This is a genomic window from Janthinobacterium sp. HH104 (assembly GCF_001758715.1).
Classification (GTDB): domain Bacteria; phylum Pseudomonadota; class Gammaproteobacteria; order Burkholderiales; family Burkholderiaceae_D; genus Janthinobacterium; species Janthinobacterium aestuarii.
This window is the reverse complement of sequence record NZ_LRIB01000013.1, coordinates 500,428-514,847: the sequence shown is the minus strand read 5'-3', so window position 1 is coordinate 514,847 and position 14,420 is coordinate 500,428. Positions and strand designations below refer to the sequence as shown.

General features: G+C 54.9%; 11 protein-coding genes. 7 read left to right on the top strand and 4 right to left on the bottom strand.

Annotation, left to right across the window (positions count from 1 at the left end; all coding sequences use genetic code 11):
• The first annotated feature begins 821 nt into the window (after positions 1-821).
• From JAB6_RS03165 to JAB6_RS29660, 6 genes are all read left to right on the top strand, one after another.
• Entirely contained in the window at positions 822-4,271 is a 3,450-nt protein-coding gene (locus JAB6_RS03165; protein ID WP_083292525.1) for a DEAD/DEAH box helicase family protein, read from the top strand.
• A 29-nt stretch (positions 4,272-4,300) separates the two neighbouring features.
• On the top strand, positions 4,301-5,839 hold the full coding sequence (locus JAB6_RS03160) for a class I SAM-dependent DNA methyltransferase (protein ID WP_070301334.1): 1,539 nt from the start codon (positions 4,301-4,303) through the stop codon (positions 5,837-5,839).
• A complete protein-coding gene (locus JAB6_RS03155) occupies positions 5,836-7,044 on the top strand; it encodes a restriction endonuclease subunit S (protein ID WP_070301333.1) in 1,209 nt (402 codons plus the stop codon). Before JAB6_RS03160 ends, JAB6_RS03155 begins: the two co-directional genes overlap by 4 nt.
• Before the next feature lie 16 nt (positions 7,045-7,060).
• Positions 7,061-8,788, top strand: coding sequence for an AAA family ATPase (locus tag JAB6_RS03150; RefSeq protein WP_070301332.1), 1,728 nt, complete (start codon positions 7,061-7,063; stop codon positions 8,786-8,788).
• Positions 8,785-9,786, top strand: a complete 1,002-nt coding sequence (locus tag JAB6_RS03145) for a hypothetical protein (protein WP_070301331.1) — start codon at positions 8,785-8,787, stop codon at positions 9,784-9,786. The genes JAB6_RS03150 and JAB6_RS03145 overlap by 4 nt, the downstream gene beginning before the upstream one ends.
• Before the next feature lie 105 nt (positions 9,787-9,891).
• Positions 9,892-10,023: an ATP-binding protein gene (locus tag JAB6_RS29660; RefSeq protein ID WP_254671435.1), complete on the top strand. Its 132-nt coding sequence runs from the start codon at positions 9,892-9,894 to the stop codon at positions 10,021-10,023.
• Positions 10,024-10,227: 204 nt separating this feature from the next.
• On the opposite strand, the gene JAB6_RS03140 is transcribed toward JAB6_RS29660, so the two are convergent.
• From JAB6_RS03140 to JAB6_RS03135, 3 genes are all read right to left on the bottom strand, one after another.
• Positions 10,228-11,205, bottom strand: a complete 978-nt coding sequence (locus tag JAB6_RS03140; RefSeq protein ID WP_254671433.1) for a site-specific integrase — start codon at positions 11,203-11,205, stop codon at positions 10,228-10,230.
• Positions 11,206-11,902: 697 nt separating this feature from the next.
• A complete protein-coding gene (locus JAB6_RS28830) occupies positions 11,903-12,688 on the bottom strand; it encodes a hypothetical protein (protein WP_139143263.1) in 786 nt (261 codons plus the stop codon).
• Positions 12,689-12,741: 53 nt separating this feature from the next.
• On the bottom strand, positions 12,742-13,359 hold the full coding sequence (locus JAB6_RS03135; RefSeq protein ID WP_139143262.1) for a hypothetical protein: 618 nt from the start codon (positions 13,357-13,359) through the stop codon (positions 12,742-12,744).
• A 128-nt stretch (positions 13,360-13,487) separates the two neighbouring features.
• On the opposite strand from JAB6_RS03135, the gene JAB6_RS03130 reads away from it, so the two are divergent.
• A complete protein-coding gene (locus JAB6_RS03130) occupies positions 13,488-13,745 on the top strand; it encodes a helix-turn-helix domain-containing protein (protein WP_070301329.1) in 258 nt (85 codons plus the stop codon).
• Between the two features lie 43 nt (positions 13,746-13,788).
• Here JAB6_RS03130 and JAB6_RS03125 read toward each other — a convergent pair whose 3' ends face one another.
• On the bottom strand, positions 13,789-14,307 hold the full coding sequence (locus JAB6_RS03125) for a hypothetical protein (protein WP_070301328.1): 519 nt from the start codon (positions 14,305-14,307) through the stop codon (positions 13,789-13,791).
• Between the last annotated feature and the right edge of the window lie 113 nt (positions 14,308-14,420).

Sequence of the window (14,420 nt, the reverse complement as noted above, 5' to 3'; positions counted from 1 at the left end):
GACCGAGAAGACAGGGGTTCCCGCCATTAGTCTGTCGCAAGTCAAACATATCAGCTCGCAAGCCTTCCTGCGCGACGGCACATGAAGCTGCTCCCACAGTCCGGCGTAGTGGCCGCTGTTGCTGAGTTCGTAGAAGACAAGCCGTGGCGGAAGACCGCGAGTTGATCCCCGGCCAGAATCCACAGCCGGCGATGATCGTGGCTTTTTTACTTTAATCTCGGTTATAGCAAGTATGAAGGCATATCTGAAGGCAGAGGGATGATGATGATGATGTCATGCGAAAAACTCGCATTTAAATTCGTCCGCTAACTATCGATAATGGTGGCTTTTCGCTAACTGGTCGACTTACGGCACACCCCTGACTTGCGCATGAACACAACGCGTGCATACAAGTGGCTTCGGATTGATGAGCACATTCCGTTCGTCTGGAATGATGACGGAAGGGACGCCGATCCGAACGGCGCTGTTGCTGGCAGCCCAGTCATCGCCCACCCGCGACGCTGTGCAGGCCGTGAGGTTCGGCATCGCAAACCCACAGGCGGCGGGGCGATGACACGGCGCGCATCGTACGCATCGTCCGGCACCTCGATCCTGACCAGATAGCGATTCAGGGGAAGATAAACGGAGCGAGCATAGCTTCAGCACGATTCTGGGGCTAGGACCTACGCGATAGCCTAACTGCATTGTGGCTGCCAGCAAGTGAGAGGCTGGCCATTGGGTCATAAATACTCCTGCCTGGTTGAAAAATCTTTTATTATGTATGCCTTAATACAACATCGAAACGAATAGGGGGCTGGCACGGCTTTCGCACGGTTATGGGCATGAACTCTACGAAAGCCGAACAGGTGTCGATGCAAGAAATTAAGTCGATGAACTTCGAGCCCTTGCGGGCGGTGTATCCCGAGCTTGCTAATATGGGTGGCTATGCGGAGCACTATGCACATACGGACCCGGAGAGTGCGCTGGTCAAGCTCCGAAATTTTGCTGAGCGCCTGGTTGATCGTCTCTATATCAAGTTGAAGCTTGAACGAGTGCCGCAGTCCAACTTCGTGGACCTGCTGCACGATGCCAGTTTTAAGACTATTGCCCAGCCTCTGGTGCTAGACAAGTTGCACTTGTTACGGCGTCTAGGCAATCGCGGCGCCCACGGAGAAGACGTTGAGGTTTCCGATGCAGTTCGCTGCATCCAAGAAGCCTGGCAGCTCGCTCGCTGGCTTCATGTCACATTCCTCGGCGGCAAGGTCGAGGACTTCGAGGCATTCAAGCAGCCTCCTGCTGAAGGCATCGATAGCAAGGCAGAGTTCAAACGCAAGGCCAAGGCTCTAGCCGAGGAAAACAGCCTCAAGGAGGAACGCCTTAGAATTGCGCTGCAGGAACTCGCCGAACTAAGGGCTGCCGACCGGGCAACAGCGCCTGCCGTCGCCGCTTTTACCCCATCATTGGCCCAAGCTTTAGCACAAGCTAGCCAACTCTCGGTGGCAACAGCCAACCAGCTTCGCTTCACAGAAGACAATACCCGCAAGTGGTTAATCGACCGTGACCTGCGCATGGCTGGGTGGGATGTACCGATGGGAACCGCCAGCAATCATTCAGTTGGCCAAGAAGTCGAGGTTCTACATCAATCCACCACGACGGGTAAAGGTTACTGCGATTATGTGCTGTGGGATGACAATGGCAAACCACTGGCTGTTGTCGAGGCCAAGAAAACATTGGTCGATGCTCGCGCTGGTCAGGAGCAGGCCAAACAGTACGCCGACGCTTTGGAGAAGCATCACGGCCAGCGTCCAATGATTTTCTTCACCAATGGGCACGATATCTGGGTCTGGGACGACGCTGGCGGCTATCCTCCGCGCAATGTGTATGGCTTCTATTCCAAAGACACGCTGCAGTATCGTATCGGCTTCCAGCGGCGCGAGAAGCTCGATCTGCTGAAGGACGTTAGACCCGACGCCAACATCGCTGGCTACCTGCACCAGACCGAAAGCATCACCCGTGTCGCCGAGCGCTTCACGCAACGCCACCGCCGCGCCTTGGTCGTGCAAGCTACGGGCACCGGTAAGACGCGCGTCGCCATCTCGCTGGCCAAGCTGCTGATCGATGCGCGCTGGGTAAAGCGCGTGCTTTTTCTTTGTGATCGCAAGGAACTGCGCAAGCAGGCCAAAAACGCCTTCAATGACTTCGTTCGTGAGCCGATCTACGTCATCGGCCAGGCCAACAATTTGGGCAAGATGGATGCACGCATCTATATCGGCATCTACCAAGGGCTGATCAACGATTACGAGTCCTTCGACGTCGGATTTTTCGACCTTATCATTGCCGATGAATCGCATCGTTCGATCTACAACCTCTACGGTGACCTTTTCAAATACTTTGACGCCCTCCAGGTTGGCCTGACCGCCACGCCGGTGGAGATGGTCAGCCGCAGTACCTGCCAGCTCTTTGGGTGCGACTACAAACTGCCTACAGCCAACTATCCGCTGGAACAGGCCATTGCCGATCGTAAGCTCGTGCCCTTCCGGGTGGTCGCCCACACGACCAAATTCCTGCGCGATGGCATAAAAGCAACGCACCTGACGAATGAGCAGATTGCACAATTGGAAGATCAAGGTATCGATCCCAACACCTTGGACTTCGACGCCAAGGAGATTGATGACGCCGTCTTCAACAAAGACACCAATCGCATCATCCTTCGCAACCTAATGGACAACGGAATCCGCGATGCCGACGGCCAACTCCCCGGAAAGACCATAGTCTTCGCCCGCAACATCGACCATGCCCGCCTGCTGGCAGAACTCTTCAACGAGATGTACCCGCAGTTCGCCGGCAAGTTCTGCCGCGTGATTCACTCCAAAGAGCCCCGCGCCGAAGAGCTGATCGACCAGTTCAAGGAGCCCAACGGCGAGCTGCGCGTTGCCGTCTCCGTGGATATGCTGGACACCGGCATCGACGTACCCGAAGTGGTCAACCTTGTCTTCGCCAAACCAGTCAAGAGCAAGGTGAAGTTCTGGCAGATGATCGGCCGCGGTACGCGCCTCTGCAAAGACTTGTTCGGTCTTGACCTCGACAAAAGCGAGTTCAGGATCTTTGACCACTGGGATAATTTCGCCTTTCACGATCTGAATGCCGAAGAGGTTGAGCCCAGTATTCCCAAACCACTAACGCAGCGCCGCTACGAGGCCCGCATCGAGCTCGCGGCCCTAGCGCTAGCGCGCTCCGATATCCCAGCCTTTGATGTTCTAGCGCTGCAGATCCAGCAAGACGCTGTCGCGCTGCCCGATGGCGGCATATCAGTGCGCGAGAACTGGCAAGCAGTGAACCTGGCGCGCGACGCCAAGTTGGTCCACCAGTTCGCCCCCATCACCCGCCAAGTGCTGACCGACACCGTCGCGCCACTTATGAGTGCTCTGGATGTGCGCGGCCAGGGCGATGCACTGCGCTGGGACCTGTTGCTCGCCAAGGCCGAAACCGCCGCCATCGCAGAACCCGGCCAGCCCAATGCTCACCGAGAAGCCATTCTGGAATGGGTCGGCCGCCTGCCCCCTCATCTCAACCCCGTTCGCGCCAAGGCCAAAGAACTGCAAGCCCTGCGCACCGACGTCTTCTGGCAAGCCCCCAGCTTCGCCCAGCTTGATGCCATGCGAACCGCCTTGCGCGACGTGATGGGGCTAGCCGATCGTCCCGCGTTCCCACCGCCAATGCCCAAACCTCATTTGGACATTCGCGAGGACGAAGCCGAATACCAAGTTCACGTACGCCCGAGCAAGATCAAGTCGGTCGACTTCAGCATCTACCGTAAAGCCGTACAGTCCGCTCTAGAGCCGCTGTTCGAAACCGACCCGGTCCTGCTCAAGCTGCGCCGTGGCGAGCGCATCACGCCCGAAGAGCTGGACAAGCTCAACAGCTTGCTACTCACCCGCAACCCCGATGTCGATCTTGCCACCCTGCGTGAGTTTTACCCCGACACCGCCGTGCAGCTAACGCAAATCCTGCGCGGCATCGTCGGCCTGGACCACGCAGCCGTGGATGTGCAGTTCTCGGCCTTCGCGCAAGCCCATGCACTCAACAGTCAACAGCTGCGCTTCCTCGCCCTGCTGAAGGACCACATCCGCCAGTTCGGCGCCATTGCAGTTGGGCAGTTATTCGACGCACCGTTCAACACGGTCCACGCCGAAGGCCTGGGTGGCGTCTTCCCCAACCCCATGCAACTTGATGAAGTGGTGCGCCTGGTACGTACCTTCGGAGAGCCGCTGCAGCCCCTTGCTGTACACTAACACCTCAACAAACAAGAAGAAGCACGCATATGATCACAGGCGCACTACGAAGCCGCATCGACAGCCTCTGGACCGATTTCTGGACCGGCGGCATAACCAACCCGCTCACCGTCATCGAGCAGATCACCTTCCTGATGTACAGTCGCCTGCTGGACATGCAGGAGCGCGCCCAAGAGAAGCGCGCGGCCGTTACCGGCAACCGCGAACCCAGTCTGTTCGGCGATGCAGATCAAGACTGCCGCTGGGAAAGCTGGCGACATTACGGCGGCCCTGAAATGCTGCCCCATGTGCGTGACCGTGTGTTCCCCCACTTCCGTCGCTTGGCCGAGCGCAGCAGTGGCGACGGTAGTCACTTCGCCGCCTTCATGAAAGATGCCCAGCTGATGATTCAAAAGGAATCGCTGCTGGTGAAGGCCGTCAACGCAGTGCACGAACTACCGCTAGAAAGAGGCGACACCAAAGGTGACCTCTATGAGTACTTGCTCAGCAAGCTCACCACCGCCGGCATCAATGGCCAGTTCCGCACACCCCGCCATATCATCCGAATGATCGTGGAGCTGATGCAGCCCCAGCCTACCGATCGCATCTGCGACCCGTCCTGCGGCACCGCCGGCTTCTTGATCGAGTCCTACGACTACCTCATGCGCCAATACAGCAGCGCAGCCGGCACGCATAAGGACCTGAGAGACGGCGAGGAACATATCAGCTATAGCGGCGACCTGCTCGGAGAACACCGCGCGCATGTGGACACCGACATGTTCCACGCCTACGACTTCGACGCAACCATGTTGCGCATCGCGACCATGAACCTGGTGATGCATGGCGTGAAGCAGCCAGACGTGCATTACCAAGATACTCTGAGCCAGAGCTTCGAAGAGCGCCACCCCAAAGGCTCCAAAAACGCCTTTGACCTCATTCTCGCCAACCCACCGTTCAAGGGTAGCCTGGACGAGCAGGACGTTGCCCCAGACATCCTGCGCACTGTCAAGACCAAGAAGACCGAGCTGCTCTTCATTGGCCTGATCCTGCGCATGCTTAAAGTGGGCGGCCGCAGCGCCACCATTGTGCCAGATGGCGTACTCTTTGGTTCTAGCAAGGCTCACGTACAGCTACGCCAACACCTGATTGAGAACAACCAGCTGGAGGCCGTGATCTCGCTGCCTTCGGGCGTGTTCAAGCCTTACGCCGGTGTATCCACCGCCATCATCATTTTTGCCAAGGGCGGCAAGACCGAAAACGTGTTCTTTTACGACGTGCAGTCAGATGGCTTCACACTGGATGATAAGCGAGCCAAGATTGGCGATGGGAAGGGGGATTTGCCGGCCGTTCTGATGAAGTACCAGCAATGGTGCGATGGCGCGGGGGATTTCACCGATCGAACGGTTTCAGCTTTCGAAGTGGCCGCTGAGGAGATTCGCGGCAATGGCTATGATTTGTCACTCAGCAGGTACAAGGAAACCCGCAACCAAGAGATTCAGCACGATAGACCTCTGGATATTCTCAATCGCCTGATTGAGCTTGAGCATGACATCCTCAAAGAGGCGACAGCACTAAAGGAGTTACTTTGAGCCTCCAACCCAAAAAGCTTGGTGATGTCGCCGAGTTCATTCGAGGGATCACATTCAAGCCAGAGGAACTCGTAAGTTCGGACGAGCCCGATGCTGTTATCTGCATGAGAACGAAGAACATCCAGCAGCAGTTAGAGGTGGATGATGTCATCGCAGTACCAGACACTCTTGTTAGACGTGACGAGCTATACCTTCGAAAAGGGGACATCCTCATCTCCAGCGCCAACAGCTGGAACCTAGTTGGCAAGGTGGTTCAGGTGCCGAACCTTCCGTACCGGGCAACAGCAGGCGGATTTATCGCCATCGTCCGTGCCAAACCGGGGAAGATTGACTCAGAATATTTGTACCGTTGGCTGGCTTCAGACTCAGTTCAGGCCTCCGTACGCGCATGCGGCCGACAGACAACCAACATTTCAAACCTTTCCGTTCCTAGATTTCTGGATCTACCGATCATGGTGCCAGACCCAAAAGATCAGGACCGAATCGCCAACATACTCGGCAAAGCCGAAAGCCTGCGCCGGAAACGCAGGGAAGCAGTCCCCCTCGCCGACGAGTTCCTTCGCTCCATCTACCTTGATCTAGCTAAGAAGCACTCCAACCGAGCTTCGATTGAAAGTATCTTGGCAAGTATTCCCAACGCAGCGAGAACCGGCCCATTCGGCAGTCAATTGCTCGTTTCGGAATTTACCGAAACTGGCATTCCGGTCCTCGGAATTGACAACGTAGTCTCCAACTCTTTCACCTGGGGCGCGCGTCGATTCGTCTCGCCAGAGAAGTACGCTGAGTTGAAACGGTACACCGTTCTCCCTGGCGATGTAATGGTCACCATCATGGGTACCACAGGAAGGGTGGCCATAGCACCAAGCGACTTGCCTCTTTGCATCAGTACCAAGCATCTGTGTACCTTATCCTTGGATCAGCGGAAGATGCGACCATCTTATTTATGGGCTTGCTTACGCTGGGACCCGGAAGTACGATCGCAGACTCAGCGCGAATCAAAGGGCGCCATCATGGAGGGGTGGAACATGGGCATTGTTAAGAGCTTGATGGTCAGTCAGCCACCTATGGACGTGCAATTGAAGTTTGAGACGCTTCTGACGCAGATCGAAAAAATTTCCAAGAGCGCCAGCAAAGGTGCAGATGAGACAGATGCAATGATTGCCTCACTTTCTTCGAAGTACCTCTGCTCCCCAGCTACGGTTTGATAAGGCATCCACGTTCATGACCTCACTGATCAAGTCGCTTTCGCTCAAGAACTTCAAAGGCTTCTCCGAGGAAGTTCGGATTGAGCTGCGCCCCATTACCCTACTCTTCGGTGCCAACAGTGCTGGCAAGAGCAGTGTGCTGCATGCGCTGCAGTACGTCCGCGAGATTCTGGAACGCAACAACGCAAATGCCGATCGTACGTTGAATGGCGGCGATTCCATAGACCTAGGGGGCTTCCTAAACGTACTGCACGGGCGTGCTGGGGCTGCAGAAGGAATGTCTGATCGCAAGATCGAGATTGAGGTGGAGATGGTCCTAGGCGACGCCTACATCCCAGAACTGGTGCCAGACGCCTTTGAAGACTGGCAGACCAACGACGGCGAAGTTTGGTCTTTCTACGAAGCGCTGCAAACCATTCGGCGGCAAGTCAGCACTGTCAGCGTGCGGCTGATCATCGGATGGAACAGCTTGCGTGAAGAGCCGGTCGTGGTGGGCTACGAAATCGGTACGAACGGCGATTGGTGCGTAAAGCTGGAAGCCTCATCAGACGGGCGCGACACCCGCATGCGCATCAATCGTGAGAACTCAATCTTCATGGTTGAGTCTACTGACAGCGATACGCTGCTGGCGGAACTAGATGACTGGATTAGCCCGCGTGACTTGGGAGACACGGGCGCACCGGGACGGCATATGAGTGAACCGAGTGCGAGCTCCGACACCAAGGCACCGCAACGGAAGATATCTGTGCTCTCGGAGGTTTTCCTTGCCGTTCAAGCGGCTGGCATGGAGCGCCCCGGCGACGGCTTACGCTCCTGGCTAAATGGCTTCAACGGCGCCTTGCCGCGTTTGGACCAAATGCTGTTCATTCCCGCGCCGGGAGCAAAGGGGGCTGCGAACGTCTACATCGCTCGCGAGTTCACTGCATTCCTGTCATGGTTGACGATTGGCCCCGCCCTCTTGCTGCGCGAGCAACTGCGCATGCTGCGGTACATCGGCCCCTTACGCCGCATCCCACCGCGCGGCTTCGACGTCTCGCTAACCAAGAGTGACGCGGCTTGGTCAGATGGCATGGCTGGCTGGGAGACGCTCCTCAGTGGGCCGCAAAGTCTGGTGAATAGCTGCAGTGAATGGATGAGCGGCGAAGACAAGCTGAACACCGGCTATGGCATTACCCGCAAGCGCGTGCAAGAGTTCGAACTGAACGGGCCTCACATCACCGCCAATGGCCGAGTACGCAGCCGCCTCTCGCTTATCGATGCGACTGACCTCGCCCATCAACCGCAAGACGTGGGTGTGGGCATCTCGCAGGTCCTGCCTGTTGTCGTGGCAGCCCAGGACGGAAACGCGAGCATTGTGTGCATAGAGCAGCCTGAGCTGCACATTCATCCGTCTGTACAAGTAGGGCTTGGTGACTTGTTCATCGATGGCGCACAAGACAAACGCTTGTCGTTCTTGATAGAGACCCATAGTGAGCATTTGGTGATGCGCTTGCAGCGCCGCATTCGAGAAACGAGCGAAGGTGACTTGCCACCTGAGCAGACACCTCTGTCAGAGGCCGAAGTCAACATCATTTACCTTGACCGTGATGAGTCCGGTACAGTACGTGCCGTCGAGGTTGGACTAGATGCCAATGGCAAATTCACCAATCGGTGGCCACGGGGATTCTTCCCTGAACGCATGCGTGAAGCTCTTCCAAAGGACGTTCGGGAGCGTCTTGCGGCGGCCGAGGGTAAAGCGACATGATTTACGAGTACGCCTTAGATCCAATTCTTGTTGTGAACTGGGCGATTGGCGGCCACGGGCGCATTGTCGGGCAGTTCGGCATGGATCAACGCCGCATCGTCTCCGACTATCCAAAAGATTGGGTGGGCGAAGTATATGGGGCGTTCTATAAGCATTTTGGCTATGACGACAGCTCGTTGGAATTCCAGAATGCACAGCCAGAACTGCAGTCCTATGTTCAGTGGCTTTCTGAATTTACGGTTCAGAGAGGTGTGAAGCGGGCCGCAGAACATACATGGCTTCAGGGTGCGGTTGCCGAGCATAGTAGGCGGCCATTTCACGCTATCATGACAACTACTGGAGATGGCGTTGAGTGCCATGAAGTCATAACCCCCGAAGCGTTGGACAACCTTCGAGATTCGCGCTGGTATCTGCCGACCATTACAGCGACTAAGAAGTCCGCTGACGATTTGGCTGCAGCTATGGAGCCGATGTTGCGGAAAGCAAAATATATCGTGTTGGTAGATCCATATTTCGATGCCTCCGATGTCCGGTATCAGGCCAGTTTCTCCGCATTGGTTCGGGCTGCTTGTGGGGCAAGAGGTGGCGGAAGCGGCTTGCCTGAGCTCGTCGTAATGACTGGCATTGAGCAAAAGCACAAATCTCATGAGGGCGAGTTTACACGGGAGGCAATGACCCGCGTCGCTGATGATCTACGCGTAAAGGCTCAGCGAGAACTTCCGAAGTTCCTACCTACCGGGATGAGCGTTAGCTTCTATTGTCTGAAGCACCCGGACGCTGGAGACCCGCTTCACAACCGGTATGTCTTGACGGACATAGGCGGCGTGATTGCGCCCTATGGTTTGGCTGAGTACAAGCGTGGCGAAGCACATGATGCCAAGGATGATCTAACCCCGATGCCAAAGGGCATGTACAACGAGCGGCATAAACAGTATGTTGATAAGGCTGGCATCGATATCGTGCTTGGTGAGATAAGGATCGAAGGGCACGCGAAGTAATTGCGAAACTAAAGGGAGCAAAGTATGGGAGCAAAGACTGTACGCTTTCAAGTCGATCGGAGATTGGCCCGCCTGCTGAGCTAGGAGTACCCGTCGACTAAGAACGTGCTCAAGGAACTGGTCGGCAACGCGTGGGATGCGGATGCCGAGAACGTTCACATCTCGCTTCCGGCGCCGATGACCTATGCGCCCATCGTCATCTCAGACGATGGCTCCGGCATGACGGGCAGAGCTTGAATCGCACTGGATATTGCGAGGTTTTGGTGCGGCCATCACCGACCGTAGCTACCAGCGCCGTCGCGGTGAAAGGGCCGATACCACGCACCTTCTGCAAACGCACGGGTACAGGAATTTTCCGTGCAAGCCTCCGCATCTCACGGTTGAGCTTTTCCACACACTCATCAAGGCCCTATCGAAAGGTTTATGATGCATTCTTGTTGATTACAACAAACTGGGAATCTTACGCTTGGAAACTGGACGAATGTAACGAGCAAGCGTCACGTCCGATTTGTGGCCGGTCTGCTCACGGATTTGGTAAGGCTGCAGCCCGACAGTTGCCGCTTCAGTACAATAGCCAGCGCGCAGGCTGTGCCCCGCGACCATCTTCGCCGCTTCGTCACCCGACATCATCCGCACAGATGACTTTACAATGAGCGCCACGGCCTGCGGTGTCAGCGCTTTGGTTCCCACTACTTGGTCGTGCCGATTGACGGGCATAAACAGTGGACCTACTACAATCCCAGCCAATTCGAGCCAGGTCAGCAACGCCTTCACGGGGCAGCGACTGCCTCGCGCATAGGGGATAAACACGGTACGCCCTACACCCTCCTGATCGGTTTTCGACCGCCGAATCAGAAACTCCAGGCCGTTGTCGTAATGGGTTATATCCTCATATCTTAAACCCACGAGTTCGGAGCGCCGAAACGCCCCTGCGAATCCAACAAGTATAAGCGCCCTATCGCGTGCTGCCTTCATGGGCAATTGCTGATCGATGTGAACCATCATTTCAAGCAGATCGTCCTTTATCAGGGCTGTCACGCGCCGCTGCTTAATACCAAACGTGCGGCGGATGCCTTGCATGGTTCGCTTAACAACTTGATCTATGGCCGGCGATCGAAGGCCCTTGTCCGCATGCGCTCGATGAATTGCGATCAGGCGATGTTGAAGCGTGGCGACCGCAAGGGTCCCGGCAAACTTGGCTAAGTATTCGGCGACTACGGCAGCTGTCGCGGGGATCGTGCCGCCGTGCTGTTTGAAATGACGAATGTCCGCGTCGTATGACCGTGTGGTGGCACTCGACTGTGCCGCCGCTGAGTAGCTAGCCACAAGCGCCGATGGCATCACCTGCGACGGTTTATGCTGAGTCTTGGCATTCACAGCTTGCTGCAAGTGCGCGGTAGGTTTTGTAGAGGGCTTCATGATTGCTTTCGGTTAGTGACAAATAGCGTTAGCGATAGTTGCAGGAACAAAAAACGGCACCACAAAGGGTGCCGTTAGGTACTGTGGCGTGGGACAGTCCCCTACCCACAGAATTTACCTGTTGAACAATGTACAAGGGATCAAGCCCCTGGCATTGTTTTAATACTCAGAGGGTAGAAGTAACGTTGTCGCAGAACAGTCGGCCTCCGTGATAACCCAGAGCTTTTCGTCAGAGATTTTGTACGCTGACAATATCCGGAATCCATGAAGAATTGCAATACGATTTGCTTGCTCATCATCCAAACATACCGATCCGAAATCCCCCGACTGATGCCGGGCCAAATAGGTAGAAGCATTCGTCCCCGCTCGGTCAAGTAGATCCAGTGCCCCAGGTGTAGCTACCGTCACACCCAGGGCAAAGATAGGGCAGCGGTATGTGACTGCTTGTCCTGCATTGTCTGGTGGCAAGCTTCCATTGCAAAAAATTTTCATATCATCCTTTGAGAGTAAGAAGTTACGCGCGTGTGCACACCAACCTCGATAGAAGATGAGGTTCACGTGTTCACTGAATTTGGAGGTGGGAAATACAGCAGGTCAGAGTGTTTTCTAACCTGCTTGCAACTTGGTTGCAGGCATCGATTTAAGCAAAGATGCCGTTAGGCGAAAGGGATTGTAGGGATTGGTAAGCGAAGTGGGATTACTTGCACTCAGAGGTGGCTGTGGCCAAGGCCTCTTGCCGCATCAGCTCCTCCATTCCAGAGCTGGAACGAAATTCTTCACCAGCGGCTCGGGCACTTGCTGCAGCCTGTTCAACTTCATTGGAATGCTGCTTCTCCCAAGCCATCAGTTTCGTTTCGACGCAAGGTGACAAGTTAGGTGAGGCGTTTTGACCTTTGACCTCCTCTTCACTTGCTGCTGACGGTCTTACTGCAACAGTAGAAGATGCAGATTCCGGGCGATTGACTTCCTCGCGAATTGAGGCCCACTCATTGGCATCACGCATAAATGCCATCTGCCCCAACTCCCCCCTTAACCGCCAGCCGCTTTCTGATTTGACTAGCTCACCAGCACCCGAGATTTCATACTTTCTCGTTGGTAAGCCCCGAATACGCGTATCTGATAATTGCGCAATGACGAAATGGCAGCCGAGATAGGCTGCTTCTTTTCCATGATCCACATACCTGCGCAGTGTTTGCTCTGGCGTAGCCCTTAGAGTTAATTTAGCTGAAAAATCTACTTGGTACGAATCCTCAGTTGCAATTCCGTCCACCTTGCGGACATCACTTACTGACCATAATGGGCAGTTCGAAAGCTCAGCCATTACATACGGTTCTATATCCGATGCACCTGGCTTCGACTGGCCGCATGCAGAAAGTATGCAGATCGAGCCGAGCATAATCGCTATCCCCATGACTTTATTCATGGCTGGTAAAAATGGAAGTGTCCGACAGTTTAGCCGACCCTTCGTCGTGTTCAGTTGCATGATGCCCCTCATAGATAACGTTGAGAAAACGGCTGGCGAATTGGCCTTCGATCCTATTCAAACCCACCCGCCCTGATGGATCTGCGGGAGGCCGATTCGATAGCCGCGATGCATTCGTCCCGTTTTTGCTTGTTGGTGAAGGTCATTGCCCGCGAACCAAATGCGCCATGTACGTACAGGCTCTTGCCAGCTTCACGTGTGATTTTTGTAATCCCGGACAATGGAATGCTGTCTACGACGCCCATATCCTGTAGGAAGCGAAAACTCAGGTAGTCAGCGACGTCGTAGCTGGCCATGTCGCATGGGAGCAGCACCCGGTCTTGCAATGGGTCTACAAGAACGCCGAAATAGGTTGCTGCGAGCCAGCGAGCAACTTGACGGCCTAGGTAGAGGCAAAGTAGCCCAATGCATGGCACTAAGACAATGCTGAAGTACCACTGCCAATGTGCAAACCAAAAGATCAGGTATGCCGACACAATGCTGATACCGCCCCCAACACCCAGCGGATACCAAAGGTTTGCAGTATCGAAAATCCTCTGTGATGAAGCGTTTGCGGCGAAATCCCTTTTAAGCCGACTGTAGTGTCTCCATGCAAAGACAAGGAACGGGATGAAGAGGATCACTCCCAATGCGATATACGCATCACTATCGTCTTTCTTTTTTGCTGCCAATTGAATCTCCCTAATGAAGAGCACAAGAATAACCAAGCTACGGAATAACACTTTGAGTTTGGCAATTGTCTCACGGAAATTATTTTAAGCAAACTCAAAGTGGGTGGAATTACGTATCAAAAAAATGGATGCTTCGCCGTGTGACAAGCATCCAACCCAAAAAATGTGACGCGCAGCTCCTCTTCGCTGCCAATATGAGACGCATACGCCTCGCCAAGTCTCTGACTCAAGAGAAGGTCGCCGAGTATGCCGAACTCCACAAAAATTACATCTCTTCCGTTGAACGCGGTGAGAGAAACATTTCAATCTGCAATATCGAGCGCATCGCACGCGCCCTGGGTGTACCCATGGCAGAGTTGCTGTCTCCCCCACCGCTGCAGGGGTAGCTAAAGCCGAACGCTTTACCCAGCTAAATAGACGAACGTTATGTCACTTCTTCGTCGATGAAGCAATCTTCCCCATCGGATGCACCCCGATATACCAAGCGGGCTGTAGCACATCGAGATCAGTACGGACGTGAAACTTCACATCTGATGCCGCAGGGTCAATAGCATAGGTGACAAACTTCGCGTCGTGACTCCCCTTGGCCTTATGAACGACAACGAAGCGGCCCATCTCCCAATCAGTGTCGTAGTCCACCAGTGCCATGCAGAGATCCGGCAAGGTTGCTGGGCCGGTGCATTCTTTCCACACTGTTGCGACCCAGCCATACTTTGCGAAGATACTCGCGAGAAAATCGGCATCGATCCAGTGGCTATAGGGCCCAGTTGCCGGCATGCCTAGCTCCTCCGCCTTTTTAAAAACATCCTCAATCGTGGTGGAGGCAATGATCGCAATCGATGCGAATGCATATGCATGACGATCCTTTGTGCCGACATGCTTGAATGCCGGTTGGAAGCCTGCGGCGCTGGAGGTCACTACGCTTGGGAGGGTTGGTAGGGGGTTCATATTGTTCCTTGAAATGATAAAAGAAGCGCGCAGCAACGCCTGACGAACAAGCGGCAACCAAGATCAGGCTGTAATGACGTAGGGGGATTGCTGAAGCATCGATCCACCGTCCT